Origin of the sequence: Fictibacillus sp. KU28468, from assembly GCF_026153615.1 — a bacterium.
Taxonomy (GTDB): Bacteria; Bacillota; Bacilli; order Bacillales; family Fictibacillaceae; genus Fictibacillus_C; species Fictibacillus_C marinisediminis.
Genome location: NZ_CP110666.1, coordinates 2,851,773 through 2,870,857, shown reverse-complemented (window position 1 = coordinate 2,870,857; position 19,085 = coordinate 2,851,773). Strand labels below are relative to the sequence as shown.

The 19,085-nt window shown below is 44.0% G+C and carries 18 protein-coding genes and 2 riboswitches; of the genes, 12 read left to right on the top strand and 6 right to left on the bottom strand.

Annotated elements, in window-relative coordinates; genetic code table 11:
• The first annotated feature begins 8 nt into the window (after positions 1–8).
• The gene (locus OKX00_RS14880; RefSeq protein ID WP_265407852.1) at positions 9–1,169 is read left to right on the top strand and encodes an efflux RND transporter periplasmic adaptor subunit; all 1,161 of its coding nucleotides are present in this window, start codon (positions 9–11) and stop codon (positions 1,167–1,169) included.
• Between the two features lie 247 nt (positions 1,170–1,416).
• Here OKX00_RS14880 and OKX00_RS14875 read toward each other — a convergent pair whose 3' ends face one another.
• Positions 1,417–3,162: a B12-binding domain-containing radical SAM protein gene (locus OKX00_RS14875; protein WP_416054344.1), complete on the bottom strand. Its 1,746-nt coding sequence runs from the start codon at positions 3,160–3,162 to the stop codon at positions 1,417–1,419.
• Positions 3,122–3,211 (bottom strand): hypothetical protein, encoded by a 90-nt coding sequence (locus tag OKX00_RS23375; RefSeq protein WP_416054248.1) that lies wholly within the window; start codon positions 3,209–3,211, stop codon positions 3,122–3,124. The genes OKX00_RS14875 and OKX00_RS23375 overlap by 41 nt, the downstream gene beginning before the upstream one ends.
• Before the next feature lie 136 nt (positions 3,212–3,347).
• On the opposite strand from OKX00_RS23375, the gene OKX00_RS14870 reads away from it, so the two are divergent.
• The 4 genes from OKX00_RS14870 to OKX00_RS14855 all read left to right on the top strand — a co-directional run bounded on the left by OKX00_RS14870 (position 3,348) and on the right by OKX00_RS14855 (position 6,884).
• Entirely contained in the window at positions 3,348–3,641 is a 294-nt protein-coding gene (locus OKX00_RS14870; protein WP_053354818.1) for a 4a-hydroxytetrahydrobiopterin dehydratase, read from the top strand.
• A 24-nt stretch (positions 3,642–3,665) separates the two neighbouring features.
• On the top strand, positions 3,666–4,562 hold the full coding sequence (locus tag OKX00_RS14865; RefSeq protein WP_265407850.1) for a fumarylacetoacetate hydrolase family protein: 897 nt from the start codon (positions 3,666–3,668) through the stop codon (positions 4,560–4,562).
• A 66-nt stretch (positions 4,563–4,628) separates the two neighbouring features.
• Positions 4,629–6,053 carry an NAD-dependent succinate-semialdehyde dehydrogenase gene (locus OKX00_RS14860; RefSeq protein ID WP_265407849.1) on the top strand — a complete coding sequence of 475 codons (1,425 nt, stop codon included), beginning with the start codon at positions 4,629–4,631 and terminating at the stop codon, positions 6,051–6,053.
• 42 nt (positions 6,054–6,095) lie between these two features.
• Positions 6,096–6,884, top strand: coding sequence for an SDR family oxidoreductase (locus OKX00_RS14855; protein WP_265407848.1), 789 nt, complete (start codon positions 6,096–6,098; stop codon positions 6,882–6,884).
• Positions 6,885–7,172: 288 nt separating this feature from the next.
• Here the strand turns inward: OKX00_RS14855 and OKX00_RS14850 are convergent, their stop codons facing one another.
• On the bottom strand, positions 7,173–8,366 hold the full coding sequence (locus tag OKX00_RS14850; protein WP_416054247.1) for an ornithine--oxo-acid transaminase: 1,194 nt from the start codon (positions 8,364–8,366) through the stop codon (positions 7,173–7,175).
• 149 nt (positions 8,367–8,515) lie between these two features.
• Here OKX00_RS14850 and OKX00_RS14845 point away from each other — a divergent pair, with 149 nt between their 5' ends.
• Positions 8,516–8,878, top strand: a complete 363-nt coding sequence (locus tag OKX00_RS14845; protein WP_265407846.1) for a DUF1516 family protein — start codon at positions 8,516–8,518, stop codon at positions 8,876–8,878.
• Between the two features lie 94 nt (positions 8,879–8,972).
• Positions 8,973–10,748 (top strand): bifunctional diguanylate cyclase/phosphodiesterase, encoded by a 1,776-nt coding sequence (locus tag OKX00_RS14840; RefSeq protein ID WP_265407845.1) that lies wholly within the window; start codon positions 8,973–8,975, stop codon positions 10,746–10,748.
• A 23-nt stretch (positions 10,749–10,771) separates the two neighbouring features.
• Here the strand turns inward: OKX00_RS14840 and mtnA are convergent, their stop codons facing one another.
• The 3 genes from mtnA to OKX00_RS14825 form a co-directional block, all read right to left on the bottom strand.
• Positions 10,772–11,821, bottom strand: a complete 1,050-nt coding sequence (mtnA, locus tag OKX00_RS14835; RefSeq protein ID WP_265407844.1) for an S-methyl-5-thioribose-1-phosphate isomerase — start codon at positions 11,819–11,821, stop codon at positions 10,772–10,774.
• 5 nt (positions 11,822–11,826) lie between these two features.
• Entirely contained in the window at positions 11,827–13,038 is a 1,212-nt protein-coding gene (gene mtnK, locus OKX00_RS14830; RefSeq protein ID WP_265407843.1) for an S-methyl-5-thioribose kinase, read from the bottom strand.
• A gap of 81 nt (positions 13,039–13,119) precedes the next feature.
• Positions 13,120–13,273, bottom strand: a riboswitch (SAM riboswitch).
• Positions 13,274–13,365: 92 nt separating this feature from the next.
• Positions 13,366–14,163 carry a carbon-nitrogen family hydrolase gene (locus OKX00_RS14825; RefSeq protein WP_416054246.1) on the bottom strand — a complete coding sequence of 266 codons (798 nt, stop codon included), beginning with the start codon at positions 14,161–14,163 and terminating at the stop codon, positions 13,366–13,368.
• Between the two features lie 85 nt (positions 14,164–14,248).
• Between OKX00_RS14825 and OKX00_RS14820 the strand changes: the two genes are divergently transcribed.
• The 5 genes from OKX00_RS14820 (at position 14,249) to OKX00_RS14800 (ending at position 18,932) form a co-directional block, all read left to right on the top strand.
• On the top strand, positions 14,249–15,421 hold the full coding sequence (locus OKX00_RS14820; protein WP_053354809.1) for a pyridoxal phosphate-dependent aminotransferase: 1,173 nt from the start codon (positions 14,249–14,251) through the stop codon (positions 15,419–15,421).
• A gap of 87 nt (positions 15,422–15,508) precedes the next feature.
• A riboswitch (SAM riboswitch) is annotated at positions 15,509–15,617 on the top strand.
• Between the two features lie 213 nt (positions 15,618–15,830).
• The gene (gene mtnW / locus OKX00_RS14815; protein WP_265407841.1) at positions 15,831–17,072 is read left to right on the top strand and encodes a 2,3-diketo-5-methylthiopentyl-1-phosphate enolase; all 1,242 of its coding nucleotides are present in this window, start codon (positions 15,831–15,833) and stop codon (positions 17,070–17,072) included.
• A complete protein-coding gene (locus OKX00_RS14810; RefSeq protein WP_265407840.1) occupies positions 17,069–17,731 on the top strand; it encodes a 2-hydroxy-3-keto-5-methylthiopentenyl-1-phosphate phosphatase in 663 nt (220 codons plus the stop codon). The genes mtnW and OKX00_RS14810 overlap by 4 nt, the downstream gene beginning before the upstream one ends.
• Positions 17,728–18,369, top strand: coding sequence for a methylthioribulose 1-phosphate dehydratase (locus tag OKX00_RS14805; RefSeq protein WP_265407839.1), 642 nt, complete (start codon positions 17,728–17,730; stop codon positions 18,367–18,369). Before OKX00_RS14810 ends, OKX00_RS14805 begins: the two co-directional genes overlap by 4 nt.
• A 26-nt stretch (positions 18,370–18,395) precedes the next feature.
• On the top strand, positions 18,396–18,932 hold the full coding sequence (locus OKX00_RS14800) for a 1,2-dihydroxy-3-keto-5-methylthiopentene dioxygenase (RefSeq protein ID WP_265407838.1): 537 nt from the start codon (positions 18,396–18,398) through the stop codon (positions 18,930–18,932).
• The last annotated feature ends 153 nt before the right edge of the window (positions 18,933–19,085 follow it).

Sequence of the window (19,085 nt, the reverse complement as noted above, 5' to 3'; positions counted from 1 at the left end):
CCAACATTGTGAATAAAAAAATCATTTTTTTAGGAATTGGAGTGTTCGCCGTTCTATTACTGGCATTGAATGGATGGATTTTCTCGAAAGACAAAAGTGCATTTGCCAGAGTCCAGAATGTCCACCTTACGTCTGCAAATGTGATGGATATTAAGCGGACAGTCATGACAAAAGGTGTTGTCGTTCCGGCAGAAAATGAAACATTCTATGTCCAGGATAAGCTAGGATATGTTAAAGAGATGGAAGTAAAAGCAGGAGACGAAGTAACACCTGGCACTGTCCTTTTTACGTATGAGAATCCGGAGCTTGAGAAGGAAGTCCGCAGCCTGGAACAGAAAAAGAAAGAAACTGCAGTAAAAGAAACGTATTATAAAGATCTGCAAACAAAGCTTCAGTCACAGGCTGATGCGCTTGGTACGGATAAAAAAGAAGAAACAAAGAAGAACCAGCTTGAAAAAGATCAGGCGAAAGCAAAAATGGAAAGTGAACTGGCCGCTGCAAGGAACTCTTCCATCGATGAGCAGCTTACAAAGCTTGCTGAAGAAAAAGAAAACTTATCCATTAAAAGCAATACTCAGGGAGTAGTGAAGAGCGTCAATCAAGGCGCCTCCGAGGGAAGTATGCCGATCGTAGAGATCGTTTCGAAAGATGATGTTCAGATTAAAGGAAATCTGACAGAAGAAGATTCCCTGATCGTAGAGGCAGGTGAAAAAGCGGTCATCCTTTCTCCAGCTATTGAAGACAAGCAATGGAAAGGAACTGTTTCACAATTTCAAGATGCCAAAAAAAGCAATGAAGGATCAGCTTTTCCTTTTACGGTAAAAATGGATCAGGCGAATAACTTAAAGATCGGACAGCATCTGCAGCTGAAGCTGAAACCTGTTATAAGAGAAAAAGCCGTTGTCATCCCAATGTCATCCCTTATAAAAAGCAAAGGAAAGCCATTTGTTTACACGGTGCAAGAAGGATACTTAAAGAAAAGGGCAGTACGCACAGGTTTATCATACGGGAAATGGATAGAGATTAAAGCAGGAATCCGTCCGGAGGAAAAAGTTGTCTCAGACCCAACGTCATACTTGACGGAAAATACGGAAGTCATTGTTCCAAAAGATAAAAAAGAAGAAAAAAAGAATGCCGTTAAAGAAAGCAAAAAGGATGCCCTTAAGTAAGGACATCCTCTTTTTTTTAGGCTGTTTTCTAAAAGATTGTTGCTTTGGGAATCTTCTTGTAAAGAAGCTTCATGGATAAGTTGATTGGAGTGTAAGGTGCGAGGCTACGGCTAGGAGCAGCGGGACAGGTGAGACCCACAGGCGCATGCGCCGGTAAGGCTCACCGCACGCCCCGCGGAAAGCGAGCATCCTGAAACGGAAATCAACCACTCCTAAGAGCAACAAAGGTTACGAAAACAGCCATTTTTTATTTGGCTTCGATGGAGAGCTCTTCTAACATAATGAGCTCAAGCGGAATGGTGTAATGTTCCGGTTCATGGGTCTTCGGATGGTAATAGATCAAAGAAAGAACAGGGTTTTCTTTAATTTCATGTGTCTGGAGGTAGTGCTTCAGATCAAATGGAACTAGATCGAGCACGGTATGCTTTATAAGATCCTTCTCACTTAAACCATACGCTTTGAACTCTTCCGAAACAAGTTCAGGATGATTTTTAATCCAGCGGTTATAGTGGTCTGTTTCTGTTTTAGAAAGGGTTTCCTTCCACCACGAACGGTGCGGACGGTGTTTTTTACGAGAGAAATAATCGTATTTCATTAGACTCTCAATCACCTCTTCATGTACTGTCCCGCTATGCTGCAAGAACTCCTTAAGCCGTGCAAATAAATCCTCCAGCTGGTGTCCAATACGTGACCAGCCTTTGCTTTCCCAATAATCTCCGTATTCCTGGAAAAAATCGAAGGGTGATTCGAACACATGATGGATGAGATAGTGAAGCGTCTCGTCCATTCGGTGGTCGTTCCAGTATTTTTCCAACACATCCTCTACACGCTTAATCTTTATGATTTCGTCAAACGAAAGCACGTTATTGCCCAAAATCTCATAAGGAGAGTGATTCATATAAACATAGTCATGACGGTCAGCAGTCAGGCGCAAACCGGTTCCTCGAAGCATCTTTAAGAAGCCGAGCTGTACTTCTTCCACACCGAATGCGAAAACATCATTAAACGTTTTACGGAAGGAACCATAGTCTTCTTCTGGAAGCCCGGCGATGAGATCAAGATGCTGTGCTATCTTTCCGCCTTCTTTTACGGTCATTACCGTCCGCGTAAGTTTTTCGAAATTCTGTCTTCGCTGTACAAGTTCGTTGACATGATCATTGGTGGATTGTACGCCGATTTCAAAACGGAAAAGCCCTGCAGGTGCATTTTCATTAAGATAGGCAATGACCTCAGGCCGCATGATATCTGCTGTGATTTCAAACTGAAATACCACGCCAGGTCTCCTGTTTTCGATAAGGAACTGAAACATTTCAAGCGCGTAGTCACGTTTGATGTTAAAGGTACGGTCAACGAATTTGATCGTCTTCGCCCCATTATCCATAAGAAAGATAAGATCGTCCTTTACTTTTTGGATGTCAAAATACCGGACACCCACTTCAATGGAAGAGAGACAGAACGCACAGGAATAAGGACAGCCTCTGCTTGTCTCAAAATAGGTCACCCGCTTGGAAAGCTGATCCAAATCTTCATGGAAACGGTAGGGGCTTGCAACGGTTTTGAGATCTAACTTTTCGCGCGGCGGGTTAATCGTTGGCTTTCCTTCTTTTCTCCAGGCCAAGCCCGCTACCTTTTCATAGCGTTTTTCTCCGGAGTGCTCTGAAAGAAAATGTTTAAACGAGATTTCACCTTCGTTTATGATAATGAAATCAGCATCTGGAATTCTGTCTAACCAATGGGCCACGTCATAGGAAACCTCAGGGCCTCCAAGGATAATGGCTGTTTCCGGGCTGATCTTTTTGATCATCTCGATGACTTTTATCGTTTCTTCAATATTCCAGATGTAACAGCTGAAGCCAAGTACATCGGGCTTTTTCATATAGAGGTCACTCACGATGTTAATCGCGGGATCTTTAATGGTATACTCGGCCATTTCAACTTGGAAATCCGGTTCGCTATAAGCCTTTAAATACCTGAGTGCCAGGCAGGTATGAATATATTTTGCATTGAGTGTGCTCACTACAATGTTCACAGCAATCCCTCATATCTGTTAATTTTATTCAACAAATTATTTTATCATAAAAAAATAGGGAAATAAAACGGATCTGTTAACCGAATATTTTGACGTTTAAACAATCGCTCGGTTATAGTTTTAATAAGGGGCAGAAAGGCGGATTTCAGATGGATGAAGTGCTGTCAGAGGAAGTGATTGAACGATTTATTGAGAGGCATCCGGATTGGAAGCTGACAAACGGAAAATGGCTGGTGAAAAAATACCGATTCGAAAATTATTTGAACGGGATTGAATTTGTCAGTGAAGTGGGACAGCTTTCAGAGAGTTTTCAGCATCATCCTTATATCACAGTGAACTACAAGCTTGTCACCGTTAAGCTTACAACGTGGAGTTTGAGCGGGCTGACGCAGACAGACCTCAAAATGGCCGTCCTTTTTGATGAAGCATTCAGTAAACTCTAAAGAAAGAAACGGAAGGTGAAGCCTATGAAATTAGTAACAGCTCGCTATCAGAATGATTTATTTTTAGGCAAACTGATCGAGGAACAAAATGTAGTGTTCAATCTTAGTATGGCTGCGAAAGAAAAAAACATGGAATTACCTTTAACCATGCTGGAAGGAATACAGCTCGGTGCTGCATTTTTGGATAAAATCAATCAATTATCAGACACTTTTCACGAAAACCTGCTCTTTACATACGGTCTTGACGACCCTGATCTACAATGGCTCGCTCCTATTCCGCGGCCGGCAAAGAATATCTTTTGTGTTGGAAAAAATTATAAGGATCACGCCATTGAGATGGGCAGTGAAGCCGATATTCCAGAACATGTCATGATGTTCTCTAAAGCTCCTACGTCTGTTATCGGCCATGGAGCAGGCATTCCAAGGCATAAAGGTATTACAGAGGAGCTCGATTATGAAGGTGAGCTTGCAGTTGTCATAGGGAAGATAGGTATCGGCATTCCGGCGGAAGAAGCGATGGACTATGTTTTCGGCTATACAATTATCAACGATGTAACGGCCAGAGACTTGCAGAAGCGCCATAAGCAATTTCTAATCGGAAAGAGCCTGGATGGTTCCTGCCCGATGGGGCCATGCATCGTGCCGAAGGAATACCTGGGTGATCCCCATGAATTGAAGCTGATCACCAAAGTGAACGGCGAGGTCAGGCAGGATGGCCATACGAAAGACTTTATTTTCACCATACCAGAAATTATTAAAGCGCTTTCGGCCGGCACAACCCTTGAACCTGGTGATATTATCGCAACGGGGACACCGGCTGGAGTAGGTAAAGGATTTAAGCCGCCTAGACTTCTTAAAAGTGGAGATCAAGTGGAAATTACGGTAGAAGGAATCGGAACCCTCAGCAATGAAGTAATCTAGCACGTTTTAAGGTCATGCAGAAAAGGAAGAGTAGAAAGACATACAACGATTGAGGAGGCAAGGCCGATGGAAAAAGTACTGTATATTAATGGAGAATGGACCGGCAGTAATTTAAAAAAGATTGAGGTGTTAAATCCCGCGAACGGAGAGCTTGTTGGAACGGTTGCTTCGGCTGGCAAGGTGGAAACCCGTGTAGCGATCGAAGCTGCCCATGAAGCTTTTGGCCCTTGGTCCCGCTTAACAGCCTATGATCGTTCGGCCTACTTGGACAGGCTTTATGATCTGATGATTGAACAGAAGGAAGAGATAGCGGAAATAATGACAAAAGAAATGGGTAAACCATTGAATGAGTCGCTGGGTGAGGTTCAATATGCAGCTTCTTTCATTCAGTGGTATTCAGAGGAAGGCAAGCGTGTGTATGGCCGCTCTATCCCGGCTTCTGCTGAAAACAAAAGGATGCAGGTGATCAAACAGCCGGTTGGTGTCGTGGCGGCGATAACGCCTTGGAACTTTCCGGCGGCGATGATTACCCGAAAGCTTGGCCCGGCTTTGGCTGCAGGCTGCACATTTATTGTAAAGCCACCGAAAGAAACTCCGCTGACGGCTATTAAACTGGTAGAACTCTGTGAAAAGGCTGGTTTTCCAAAAGGCGTTGTAAATCTGCTCACTGGTCCGTCTTCGGTAATAGCAGAAGAGATTATGGACAGTGACAAGGTGAAAAAGGTGACTTTTACAGGATCGACGGAAGTGGGAAAAATGCTGATTGAGCAAAGTGCCAAGACTGTAAAAAATGTATCCATGGAACTAGGCGGCCATGCTCCTTCAATCGTCCTGGATGATGCGGATCTTGATAAAGCGGTGAAAGGCATCGTCGCTTCCAAATTTAGAAACGCAGGCCAGACCTGTATTTGTATCAACCGTGTGTATGTCCATGAGAACAAATATGAAGAGTTTACAAAATTGCTTGTTGAAGCGACGCGCAAGTTGAAAGTCGGAAATGGAATGGATGAAGGCACAGACATTGGTCCGATCATCAACAGGGACGGCTATGAAAAAATCAAAGAGCATGTTGATAATGCGGTTGAAAAGGGAGCAGCTTGTGTTTTGGGCGGAAAAGGTAAGGACGAAGGCAATGCCTGCTTCTATGAACCTACTGTTCTAAAAGATGTAAACCATGACATGCTTATTATGAATGAAGAGACATTCGGGCCCGTACTTCCTGTGCAGAAAATCAGTACAGATGAAGAGGGAATCAGGCTTGCAAACAGCAGTCCATTTGGCCTTGCGGCGTATGTTTACACAGAAAGTATGTCGAGAGGCACACGTTTGATCGAAGGGCTTGACTACGGCATCATCGGCTGGAATGATGGTGTCCCTTCCGCTGCTCAGGCACCATTTGGAGGATTCAAGGAAAGCGGCATCGGCAGAGAAGGCGGTACGGAAGGAATGGAAGCGTATCTTGAAACGAAGTATGTTAGCATTGTCATCTGAATTAATTTTTAGTGAGCGCAGGAAGTGGGAGGGGATTAAATTATGGATTTAGGGTTAAGAAATAAAGCAGTGCTCGTTCTTGCCTCCAGCAAAGGACTTGGACGGGCAACAGCGATGAAATTTGCCGAAGAAGGTGCGGCTGTCATGATTACGAGCCGTGATGAAAAAGCTTTGATGGTAACTGCGGATGAGATTAGAAAGAAAACAGGAAGCCGGATTGAGTATGCTGTATGTGATATTACTCAAAAAGAAGAGATTACGCGGCTCGTGAAAGCGGCCGCAGACGCGTTCGGGAAAATTGATGTCCTCGTAAACAACGCTGGTGGACCGCCGGCTGGGACTTTTGATTCGTTCGGGGATGAAGAGTGGGAGTTTGGGTTCAATCTTACCCTTATGAGTTTGGTTCGTACTGTTCGTGAGGTTCTTCCTTATATGAGGGAGAATGGTGGCGGCAGAATCGTTAACATTGCCTCTTCTTCATTTAAACAGCCGATTGATGGGCTCATTCTATCCAACACGTTCAGGACTGCCATCAATGGCTTGTCGAAAAGCTTATCTCAGGAGCTGGGCAAGGACGGCATCCTCATTAACACGATCGGCCCTGGCCGTATCGGTACCGACCGGGTGGCGGAGCTAGACAGTAAAGCTGCAGATGCGAATTCAGTGAGCCCTGAACAGGTGAAGGAACAGATGGAAAAGAGCATTCCGCTCGGCCGATATGGTACACCAGAAGAATTTGCTAGGACCATAGTTTACTTAGGCTCGGAAGCCAACACCTACATTACAGGACAATCGTTCCTGATTGACGGAGGTATGGTGAAGGCGCTATAAAGAGAGTAAAGCATGGGTTGCTTGAAGAGCAGTACCCATGCTTTTTTTGGGTCTTTTAAACGGAATTGAGCGAATTGGGGCAGTAATTGAGCGAAACAAGGAAATAATTGTGCCAGAAACCCAGGGAATTGAGCCTAACTCGAAATAATTAATTATTACTGAATTTTCTGTCTTTTTTGCGTGTCAATTAACACGCGTGGAATCACCTCCCTCCACCCATTCTCTCGAATCAGTAGTCCAACAAAAAAACAGGCTGGAAGTACTTCCAGCCTGTTTCTGCTTATTGTGTTAAACAGATAATACTTTTTTTATACGATCGATCGCCCAGTCCAAATCTTCGTTTGAAATGATGAGCGGTGGAGCAAAACGGATAACGTTTTCGTGTGTTTCTTTGCAGAGGAGCCCTTCTTCTTTCAGCTTCTCACAATATGGCCGGGCCGCTTCGCTAAGCTCAACCCCGATGAATAATCCCCGTCCGCGGACTTCTGTAATGACCGGATTATCAATCGATTTTAGTTCGTTCAAGAAGTGCTCTCCTAGCTGCAATGAACGCTCAACCAGATTTTCTTCTTCAATAACTTCAAGAGAAGCAACAGAAACAGCAGATGCAAGCGGGTTTCCGCCAAACGTTGATCCGTGGCTGCCTGGATTAAATACGCCAAGAATATCTTTATCAGCAGCTACACAGGAAATTGGCATAACGCCGCCGCCTAATGCTTTTCCGAGGATGTACATGTCTGGAACAACTTCTTCCCAGTCGCAGGCAAACAGCTTACCTGAACGGCCTAATCCAGATTGAATCTCGTCCGCTACGAAAAGGACGTTGTTTTCTTTACAAAGCTCTCGTGCTTGTTTTAAGAAACCTTCCGGCGGGATCACGATTCCTGCTTCACCCTGGATCGGTTCCATGATGAAAGCTGCCGTATTCGGTGTGATCGCTTGCTTCAACGCTTCAAGATCACCATAAGGAATCAGTTTGATGCCAGGGAGCATCGGCCCGAATCCGCGTTTATATTCTTCATCAGAAGACATGGAAACCGCTGTCATTGTACGGCCGTGGAAGTTGCCTTCACAAGCGATGACTTCTGCCTGGTTGGCAGGAACGCCTTTTACCTCATACGCCCAGCGACGGACAGTTTTAATAGCTGTTTCAACCGCTTCAGCACCTGTGTTCATCGGAAGAACCATGTTCTTTCCTGTGAGATCAGTTACTTTCTCATAAAAATTACCAAGCTGATCATTGTGGAAAGCACGGGATGTTAACGTGATTCGGTCTGCCTGATCTTTTAAGGCTTGAATAATTTTAGGATGTCTGTGCCCCTGGTTTACCGCAGAGTAGGCACTGAGCATATCCATATATTTGTTTCCTTCCGGGTCATAAACCCAAACACCTTCGCCTTTGGAAATGACTATTGGAAGTGGGTGATAGTTATTCGCCCCGAATTGTTCTGTTTTGGAGATGATGTTTTCTGTTTTAATCATATCTCTCACTCCAATCTGTAGTTTATGGTGAATCCTTTTACATTATAGCAATGAAAAGGCTTTCTTCCTACCTTAAATTCTCGTATTTCCCGAGCTGAAAAAGTTCGTGGTATAGTAAAGTGGAGGATTATACATAGGAGGAAATAAATATGTTGCATATGCATGTCTTTTCGTGGGGTATGGCGCTTATTCTGTTCTTTGTGACTTATAGCCTATACAAAATAAAAAATAAAAAAATTTCTAAAATTCTTCATATGATTTTGCGCCTGCTCTATGTAACGACCATTTTTTCGGGTGCTGCGCTCATTTATTTGTGGATTCAGGCCAGTGCCGTGAATATTGGTCCGCTTATTGTTAAAGGTGTACTTGGGCTGGCTGTCATTGGACAGATGGAGCTTATGCTTTACGGTGAAAAACGCAATGAACTGAAAAAAACCCGCTGGATCACCTTTGTTCTTGCGCTGGCTCTTGTGTTTTATTACGGCTATTCTGTATTGCCGATGAGCTTTTAATGAAGTAATGATGTTTGTGTAAACAAATGAGCAGCCGATGCCGATATAGAATACAGAGAACTGTATATTGGCATTTGAATAGATCGAGGTGCTCATGATGAAGAATGATAACGAAGAAATAATGGCACTGTCACATTTAGTGAAAGCATCAACTGTTGAAATGATTAAGCTAAATGCCAGCCTTCAAGAATCTGAACAGCGCTATAAATCTCTGTTTGATCATAACCCTGACTTGATCTACTCTATGGATCTCACAGGCATGATTACGAGTGTGAACGCCTCTTTGACCAGAATGCTTGGGTACAGACAGCCGGAAGTATTGAAAACAACGGCGATCACCTATGTTTCAAAGGAAGATAAATTAAAGGTAAGCAACTGCTTTAACCTCACCATACATGGGCAGACGCAATGTTTCACAGCTAAGCTTTATCATAAAAAAGGGTATGCGCTCGAATTCTGCATCACCAACCTTCCGATTATCGTTAACGGAGAAGTGGTTGGTGTTTATGGGATCGGTAAGAATGTTACAAAGCAAAAGGAAGCAGAAGAAAAAATCGTTCACCTTGCGTTTCATGATCTATTGACCGGACTTCCAAACCGAATGCTATTTGAACAGCATCTGGAAAACTGCTTAAGGAAAACCATGGAAATCGGAGAAAAGGCTGCGGTTGTTTTTATTGATCTTGATCAGTTCAAAATGATTAACGAGAGTCTTGGGCATCAAGCCGGAGATCATTTTCTTAAGTATGCGGCAAAACAGCTGAAAAAAAGAATCGGACGGCAATGCATGCTGTCACGATATGCCGGAGACGAATTCATGGTTGTCATCAACGAGCTGTCAGGTGTGGAAGAAGCCGGAAGGGTAAGTGAGAAACTATCAGAAACTCTGGCTGTTCCTCTTATTTATAATGATCAGGAATTTGTTCTGACAGCCTCGATGGGAATCAGCATTTATCCGGATGATGGACTTACTCCGGATGTTTTGATCAAAAATGCCGGAATTGCTCTTCACCGGGCAAAAGCAAAAGGCAGGGGAGAGCGGGAGTTCTTTAAGGGCGAGATGAACGAGTTCACGATTGAACGGCTTGCCATGGAGAGCTTTCTCCGGAATGCTATTCCAAAAGGTGAACTGTCACTGTATTTTCAGCCCCAGATTAGTTTGGATGATGGCAAGGTCATCGCACTCGAAGCTTTGGTCCGCTGGAACCATCCTCGTCTTGGAATTGTTTCCCCGGGAAACTTCATCCCTCTTGCTGAAGAGACCGGACTGATCGGGAACATTGGGAGATGGGTATTAAATGAAGCATGTCAGCAGCTGAAAAAATGGCATGAGACGATGAACAGTGAGATCTCTATATCCGTGAATGTTTCAGGCAGGCAATTTCAAAAGCTGGATTTTGTGTATGAAGTGAAAGAAGCGCTTCAGCGATCTAAAATTGACCCAAGGTTCCTTCATTTGGAGCTGACAGAAAGCATGATGGTGGAAAATGTACAATATGGCATTAACATCATGAAAGAACTGAAGGAGCTCGGCATTAAAATATCCATCGATGATTTTGGCACGGGATATAGTTCATTGAGCTACTTAAAAGATTTTCCGATCGATATTCTTAAGATTGATCAATCATTCATCCGCAACCTTACGAAATCTGATCACAGTTCCACAGATGCAGCCATCGTCAGAGCGATCATCACGATGTGCAAAGGGCTTTCCGTAACAGCTCTTGCTGAAGGGGTGGAAACAAAACAGCAGCTTCTTGTGCTGAAGGATTATGGCTGTGATCATGTACAGGGGTTTTTCATCGGGAAACCGGTCTGTGCGGCAGAAATCGAAGAATTGTTTCATACGTACCATACAAAAAGCTCGTGACCCAAAAGGGCCGCGAGCTTTTTTTAGCTATTAAAAAAGTTTGCAAGCTGTTTTTTATAATTTCCTGACGCAATTCCCCTCTCGGTAATGATGGCGGTAATGTACTCATGGGGAGTGACATCAAAAGCAGGATTGAATACCTTCACGCCTTCTGGTGCGATGGGTTCTCCCTGAAAGTGGGTCACTTCTTCTGCCGGTCTTTCCTCAATGGGAATATCATCTCCTGTTGATGTGTTCAAATCGATCGTTGATAGAGGAGAGGCTACATAAAAGGGAATGCCGAGTGCTTTTGCCTGCAAGGCTAGTCCGAACGTCCCGATTTTATTTGCGGTATCTCCGTTGGCAGCGACCCTGTCACAGCCGACGATGACCGCAGCGATGTTTTTTGTTTTAAGTGTATGGGCAGCCATGTTATCCGTAATCAATGTTACATTAATTCCTGCCTGCTGCAGCTCCCAGGCTGTTAAACGCGCCCCTTGAAATACCGGTCTTGTTTCATTAGCGTACACTGAGATGTCCCAGCCTTTTTCTTTTGCTAAATACATGGGAGCCAGAGCTGTACCATACCGGGAAGTTGCAATTCCGCCAGCGTTGCAGTGCGTCATCAAACAATCCCCGTTTTTCAGCAAGGTCAATGCGTATTCCCCGATTTTACGGCAAGTTTCTTCATCTTCCCGCTGAATGAGAAGAGCCTCTTGCTCGATCAGCTGAACCGCTTCCTCAGTATCTCGGGCTTGTTCGGCAGAGCCTGTGACCCGGTCGAGGGCCCAGAACAAATTAACCGCAGTGGGCCGGGATCCGGCAAGGTAAGCTTTTTGCTGCAACAGCTTTGACTTGAACTCGTCATACGGCATGGATATGTTGGCCTTTGCCCATAACACGATTCCAAAAGCTGCGGCGATTCCAATGGCAGGTGCGCCTCGCACTTGCAATTTTTTTATGCAACCCCACACTTGTTCAATTGTCGTAACATTAATGTAGACGGTATGGCGGGGAAGCTGCTGCTGATCAAGGAGCAGAAGATGATCCCCTTTATATCTCAGTGATGAAATCCAGGTTTCTGTCGTACTCATAATCATTAAACACTCCTGATGTATGTGATAAATTCATTGATATTTTTTATGCTCTCAGCGTTCTTTACCCAATCGCTTCCAAGCTTCAGCACCCGTTTTTTTAACTCGATTTGGCCATTGAAGTCTTCAATGGAATCAAGATCTTCGACATGGGCAAGCCCAATCGTGCGGCGGATCACTTCACAACCGGCAAAACCAATCATATCTGTAAAAATGCTATTTAAAATCTCTTCCTCAAATCCAGGAAGTTTGGTTGCAGACTCTACACCCTCTGTTTTCCACAGTTCTCTGTAACGGGCAGTGAAGGTTTCCCAAGTGTCTTTGATCACGCTGAGCAAATAGCTCTGATATTCTTCGCGCCTAAGAGAGTCAGAGATATGAAAGGACTGTGAGGCATGATTCAATGCAATATTGGCAAAAAAGTGGGCGATATCAAAGCCTTGAGGCCCATAATAAGCAAACTCGGAATCTATTAATTTTGTAGAAGTTTCGGTAACGAAAATACTTCCGGTATGGAGGTCACCATGCAACAGAGCCTCTGCACGCGTCAAAAATTTATATTTTAGAGAGGCAGCTCTCTGTTTGAGGAGAGTATCACTCCATAGTTCGGAAACCGCCTCCTTCAGCTCGGAAGGAAAATCGTTGGTGTCGATGTCATAAAACGGGTCAGTAAATACAAGGTCTTCGGTAATCTTGCAGAGTTCAGGGTTTGTAAACGTCTGGACAAGCACTTTCTTCTCGAAAGGATGCAAGTAAAAATCACTCGTATAGAACAGGCTTTTGGCAATAAATGTGCCGATGTGCTGTGCGAGATGAGGATATTTGACCCCTTCGATCAGACCTTTCCGCAGAATCACGTGAGAAGATAAGTCTTCCATTACAGTGAGAGCGAGATCCTGGTCTGTATAAAAAACTTCTGGAACATGCTCAGGAGCAAATTCTGCTGATTTTATTAAAGAGCTGCTTTCAATCCTTGCCCTGTCAAGTGTAAGCGGCCAGCTTTCTCCCACGACTTTGGCATAGGGAAGTGCCTGCTTTACGATAATGGATTTACCTGTATCTTCTTCGATTAGCCGAAAAACAAGGTTAAGATTACCGTCACCAATCTCATTGACTTTAATGTTTTGATAATCAGATAACAGTTCGAGTTTTTGTGCCAGCTCCACCACGGTTTGTTCATTCAGTCGTTCGTAAGATTGTTTGAGGGTTGTTGCCATCTATACTACCTCCGGAATATTTTGTATGTAAAAAGGCCTCTTTTCTGTAAGAAAAGAGGCCTGGAAGTATAGTTTCCACGCCTCTTATCTTGCAAAACAAAGTTTTGCTGGAATTAGCACCGTGCCATACTGGATCTCCAGGCTTCTAGTAATAGACGCCCCATTTCACAATGGTATTACGGTCGGTTGCTGGGTTTCATCGGGCCAAATTCCCTCCACCTGCTCTTGATAAGAGACAACAAATATAAAATTGTTAGAAAAAACAGAATGCAATAATAATTTACAATGGCAATCATACAATCTTATCCATTGTCTGTCAAATCTTTTTTAATAAAACTCTGGGCGTCTGTCTTCAAACACAGGGATTCTGTTTCTTACTTCTTCAACAAGATCAGTGTCGACCTCAGCAAACAAAATGGTCTCTTCTTCTCCGTCTGTCTCTGCAATAATTTCTCCCCAGGGATCAATGACCATCGTGTGACCTGCGAACGTGTTGTTGTTATCACTGCCGACCCGGTTGCATGCCACAACGTAGCATTGGTTCTCAATGGCTCTTGTTATTAGCAGGTTCCGCCAGTGGCTCAGCCTCTGCGCCGGCCACTCGGCAGGAACAAACAGGATAGAGGCGCCTTCAAGAATATGGGCGCGAATCCATTCAGGGAAACGGATATCATAGCAGATGACACCGGCAGCAGGAACGTTTTCCAGCAAGAAATTTCCTTTGCGGGAGCCCGGAGAAATATATTTTTCTTCCTGCATTAGCCGGATCAGATGGAGTTTACTGTATTCGCCGGTCTGCTCACCTTTTCGGTTAAAGGCATACATGGTGTTATAGATTCCTTCAACCGTTTTCTTAGCGATGGAACCTGCAACAATGTTCACTTGGTATTTGCTGGCAAGGCCGCTCATTAATCGTTTGATCTCATCGCCGTTTGTATCTCCTATCTCATCTAGCCTTTCTAGATCATAGCCTGTAGTCCACAGTTCAGGAAGAACAATCACATCAGGTTTTTTCATTGCTGCATGTTCAATTCTTTCTGAAGCCCTCATAATATTTTCCTTGGGATTGCCAAGCTGAATATCCATTTGAATCGCTGCAACAGTAAGTTTCATGCTAACCTCCATTAAAACGTTTTGACAGATTTTAATTAAGCGTATAACATAATTGATTAGAATTTCAAGAAAATTACGAAAGACAGGATGTGTAACCGTGAAACAATTTCAGCAAGCAGAAGCTTTATCGCGGCTGCCTGAACAATTTTTTGCAAAGCTGGTAGGCAAGGTGAGTGCTGCTGCTTCTAAAGGGCATGATATTATCAACCTTGGCCAGGGAAACCCTGACCAGCCCACTCCTCCGCATATTGTGGCCGCTTTGCAGGAGGCTGCTCATAACCCGCAATATCATAAATATTCTCCGTTCAGGGGTTATGATTTTTTAAAAGAGGCAGTTGCTGAACATTACAAGAAAGAATTCGGCGTAGACGTTGATCCAAAAAAAGAAGTAGCTGTCTTATTCGGAGGTAAAGCGGGTTTAGTAGAGATTTCACAATGTTTTTTGAACAAAGGTGACCTAGCCCTGGTCCCGGATCCTGGATATCCCGATTACTGGTCAGGACTTGCCATGGCGGAAGCTGAGATGAGCATGATGCCTCTTAAAGAGGAAAATGATTTCCTGCCTGATTACGCTGAAATCTCACAAGAGGATGCAGAACGGGCAAAACTCATGTTCTTGAACTATCCGAATAATCCAACGGCGGGTGTAGCGACAGTGCCGTTCTTTGAAGATACAGTAAGCTTTGCTGAAAAGCATAATATTTTAGTCGTCCATGATTTTGCCTATGGAGCCATCGGATTTGAAAACGAGAAACCGGTCAGCTATCTGCAGGTTCCTGGTGCGAAAGAACAGGGTATCGAAATCTATACGATGAGCAAGACGTATAACATGGCTGGCTGGAGAGTAGGCTTTGCCATCGGGAACGAGAGTGTGATTGAAAGCATTAATCTTCTTCAGGACCACTTCTATGTCAGCCTTTTTCCAGCTGTACAGGAAGCTGCAGCTAAAGCACTCCTGGGGCCGCAGGAGTGCGTGGAAAACCTGGTCGCCATGTATGAAAAACGGCGTGATGTGTTTATTTCAGGATTGAAGGAGATCGGCTGGGATGTGACTGCCCCTAAAGGATCCTTCTTTTGTTGGCTACCTGTTCCCTCAGGATTCACATCTGAAAGTTTTGCAGATTATCTTCTGGAGCATGCACATGTCGTTGTTGCACCAGGCATCGGTTTTGGCAAAGAAGGAGACGGTTATGTTAGAGCAGGGCTATTAACGGATGAGAACAAGCTGAAGGAAGCCGTTGATCGGATAGCCCAGCTAAAATTATTTTGATAGTGTTGAACATTTAAGAGATTGACAGATTTTTTGTTACCTGTCATAATCACAAGTAATTCTAACATTCGAATAATTTTATTTATTCTCTTATCAAGAGCAGGTGGAGGGACTAGCCCTATGAAGCCCGGCAACCGGCTTATCCTTTAGGATAAAAACGGTGCTAATTCTTGCAGCGGCAGCTGACAGATGAGAGGAAGCGGTATCTCTGTGTTTATTATGCCTCTTCCCTCGGGAAGAGGTTTTTTAAGTTAAGTGTAAAGCGAGTACAAAATTCAGCTGGCATAGAAGTAATGTCCAGCTCCAGCGCCCAGGGCTGAAAACATGTTTCTTTTTTTCGGCTCCGAGGACCTTAGCAGGGCGATTGCGCCTTTCTAATATAAATCTATGCTTTCGGAGGGATTTCAGCATGTCGACAATAACTGCAACCTATCTGGTTCATGATCCAAAAGGCAACTTTGAGAAAAAAGCTGAAGGAATTGCACTCGGACTGACGGTCGGTTCATGGACGGACTTGCCGGATCTTCAGAAAGAACAGCTGCGAAACCATAAAGGCCAAGTAGTGGAAATCAATGAATTGCCCGAAGATACGAGGGTAAATCAATACTTTGGCTCGTCCAGAAAACAGGCTCTTCTTAAAATCGCGTATCCTGCCGCTAACTTCACAGCGGACTTGCCGGCAATCTTGACGACTGTTTTCGGTAAACTATCGTTGGATGGAGAAGTAAAGCTGATCGATCTTGATTTTTCCCCTGAATTGGCTTCGGCTTTTCCTGGACCTTCTTTTGGAATTGATGGAATTCGCAATCAGCTGGGGGTTTTTGAAAGGCCTCTTCTAATGAGTATTTTTAAAGGTGTGATCGGCAGGGATCTTCAATATTTCAAGAATCAGCTGAAGGAACAAGCGCTGGGCGGGGTGGACCTCGTAAAAGATGATGAAATTCTGTTCGATAATCCGCTGACACCATTTGAAGAACGAATAAAAGCTGCTAAAGAAGTATTAACGGCAACTGAACAAGAGACCGGACATAAGACACTGTATGCAGTGAATTTGACAGGGCGTACGTATGAACTGAAAGATAAAGCAAAAAAGGCGGCAGAGCTCGGGGCAAGCGCATTGCTGTTTAACGTTTTCGCCTATGGGCTTGACGTCTTGCAAAGCTTAGCAGAAGATCCGGACATCAGCCTTCCGATTATGGCACATCCTGCCTTATCAGGCGCCATTACACCATCGGAATTTTATGGGATCTCCAACCGTCTGCTTCTTGGTAAACTGCTCCGCCTTGCAGGAGCGGATCTCGTATTGTTCCCGTCACCATATGGCAGTGTCGCCCTTCGAAAAGAAGATGCAATCGGCATTGCAGGCGAACTGACTGAGAAGGATGCAAACTGGAAAGGGGCATTCCCGGTACCATCAGCAGGAATCCATCCTGGTTTAACACCGCTATTGCTTCAGGATTTTGGCATTGAAAGCATTATTAATGCTGGTGGGGGTGTTCACGGCCATCCAGGAGGGGCTGTGGATGGCGGAAGAGCTTTCCGGGATGCAATCGATGGATTGATGCTAAACAAATCTCTTGAACAGATCAGCCAGGAAAGTAAACCTTTAAAGGAAGCGCTTGATTTGTGGGGCGGATTGGTAAAGGCATGAGCAAAACGAAAATTATCTTTTGTGATTTTGACGGTACGATTACCGAAAAAGATAATATTATCGATATCATGAAGAATTTTGCTCCGAACGGCTGGGAACTCATTAAAGATCAAATTCTAAATCAGGAGATCTCTATCCGGGAAGGTGTAGGGAAACTTTTTTCCCTTATTCCATCCGACAGGAAGAATGAGATTGTGGACTATGTCCTCTCAACAGCAAAATTTCGAGAAGGATTTAAAGAATTTGCAGCTTATACAAAAGAGCACAATATCCCTCTGTTTATCGTCAGTGGTGGAATTGATTTTTTCGTTTATCCAATGCTTGATGGAATAATTAATCAAGATAAGATTTATTGCAACGGGAGTAATTTTCATGGAGAGACAATACAGATTCTTTGGCCGCACTCCTGCGATTCTTCCTGCGGCAATGATTGTGGATGCTGTAAACCTACTATACTGAGAGGCTACGATTCTTCCCGTTATGAAAAAATTGTGATCGGTGATTCCATTACAGACCTGCAGGCCGCCAAGATTGCGGATAAAGTGTTTGCCAGAGATTTCTTGATCGAGAAATGCGAAGAACTCAGCATTGCATACGATCCTTTCTCTACTTTTTATGAGATTGTACAGTATCTTGAGGAAAAGGAAGTGAGAGTTTGAGTACGCTTGATGCGCTATGGACAGAACTGGCGGACATTAAAGATGAATTGGCATTAAGGGACTGGTTTCCAGGAACAAGCGGAAACCTGTCCATTAAGGTAAGCGATCAACCGCTTACCTTCTTGGTTACCGCAAGCGGAAAGGATAAGCGAAGAAGGACGACTGAGGATTTTCTATTGGTGGATTCAGAGGGAAATGCGGCTGATCCGACACATCTCCGCGCTTCAGCTGAAACCGGCCTTCATTCAAAAGTATATCAGCTGACCGATGCGGGCTGCTGTCTCCATGTGCATACTGTGGACAATAATGTGATTTCAGAATTGTATGCAGGAGAGGGGCAGGTTACTTTCAAAGGGCAGGAACTGATCAAGGCCTTTAACATCTGGGAAGAAGATGGGTCCATCACGGTTCCCATTATTGAGAACTATGCGGATCTTAAGATATTGGCCGAAAGCTTCGGAAAGGCAATTGGTCCTGATACAAGAGCTGTCCTTATTCGAAACCACGGAATCACCGTTTGGGGCAAATCGGGATTTGAGGCGAAAAGGCACTTGGAAGCAATAGAGTTTCTATTTTCCTATCATATTAAAATGAAATCAATAATGCAGTTTCATGATGGACAACCATCACTTATTTAAAACGAAAGAGTATAGGGGGATGCCATATGGCGCAATTACGTTTTCATGATAACCATGAGAGATATGAAGAACTTAAGAAGGTTAGTGATTATCTTGAAAGCCAGGGAGTAATCTACGAAAATTGGGATATTGAAAAACTTCCTGCACACCTGAAAGAAAACTATTCTTTAAGTGATGAAGAGAAAGCAGAAATCATTCAGGTCTTCAGAAAAGAAATTGATGAACTGTCAGAAAGAAGAGGATACGTGACAGAAGACATAATTGCCCTGTCACCGGATACTCCAAATCTTGATGAGCTGCTGAAAAACTTTTTGGCAGAGCATCACCATTCTGATGATGAAGTACGATTAATTGTGAGCGGACACGGTATTTTTGCGATTGAAGGGCCAGAGGGACGATTTTTTGACGTCGAGCTAGAGCCAGGAGATCTCATTTCTGTACCTGAAAACTATCGCCATTACTTTACACTCATGGATGACCGCAAAGTTGTGGCCGTCCGAATCTTTAAATCAAAGGAAGGCTGGGTGCCCCTCTACGATAAACAGGAAACAGCCGTTAAATAATCAGATTACACACTAGACTGCAGCAAAGGGAGCTTCCTTTGCTGCAGTTTTTTTTATGGCTAGCTTGCAAGCTTTTCAATCTTGCATAATTACCCACTCATACCGGTGAACCATTATCACTTACCTGCATAAAGTAAGTATTGGGCGCTTATG

Bases quoted from the DNA above. Each gene is read 5' to 3' on its own strand.
- OKX00_RS14840 (WP_265407845.1), top strand. From the start codon at position 8,973: ATGATGAAGAATGATAACGAAGAAATAATGGCACTGTCACATTTAGTG.
- OKX00_RS14855 (WP_265407848.1), top strand. From the start codon at position 6,096: ATGGATTTAGGGTTAAGAAATAAAGCAGTGCTCGTTCTTGCCTCCAGC.
- OKX00_RS14800 (WP_265407838.1), top strand. From the start codon at position 18,396: ATGGCGCAATTACGTTTTCATGATAACCATGAGAGATATGAAGAACTT.
- mtnW (WP_265407841.1), top strand. From the start codon at position 15,831: ATGTCGACAATAACTGCAACCTATCTGGTTCATGATCCAAAAGGCAAC.
- OKX00_RS14825 (WP_416054246.1), bottom strand. From the start codon at position 14,163: ATGGAGGTTAGCATGAAACTTACTGTTGCAGCGATTCAAATGGATATT.
- OKX00_RS14865 (WP_265407850.1), top strand. From the start codon at position 3,666: ATGAAATTAGTAACAGCTCGCTATCAGAATGATTTATTTTTAGGCAAA.
- OKX00_RS14810 (WP_265407840.1), top strand. From the start codon at position 17,069: ATGAGCAAAACGAAAATTATCTTTTGTGATTTTGACGGTACGATTACC.
- OKX00_RS14845 (WP_265407846.1), top strand. From the start codon at position 8,516: ATGTTGCATATGCATGTCTTTTCGTGGGGTATGGCGCTTATTCTGTTC.
- mtnK (WP_265407843.1), bottom strand. From the start codon at position 13,038: ATGGCAACAACCCTCAAACAATCTTACGAACGACTGAATGAACAAACC.
- OKX00_RS23375 (WP_416054248.1), bottom strand. From the start codon at position 3,211: ATGAGGGATTGCTGTGAACATTGTAGTGAGCACACTCAATGCAAAATA.
- OKX00_RS14850 (WP_416054247.1), bottom strand. From the start codon at position 8,366: ATGATTAAAACAGAAAACATCATCTCCAAAACAGAACAATTCGGGGCG.
- OKX00_RS14870 (WP_053354818.1), top strand. From the start codon at position 3,348: ATGGATGAAGTGCTGTCAGAGGAAGTGATTGAACGATTTATTGAGAGG.
- OKX00_RS14860 (WP_265407849.1), top strand. From the start codon at position 4,629: ATGGAAAAAGTACTGTATATTAATGGAGAATGGACCGGCAGTAATTTA.
- mtnA (WP_265407844.1), bottom strand. From the start codon at position 11,821: ATGAGTACGACAGAAACCTGGATTTCATCACTGAGATATAAAGGGGAT.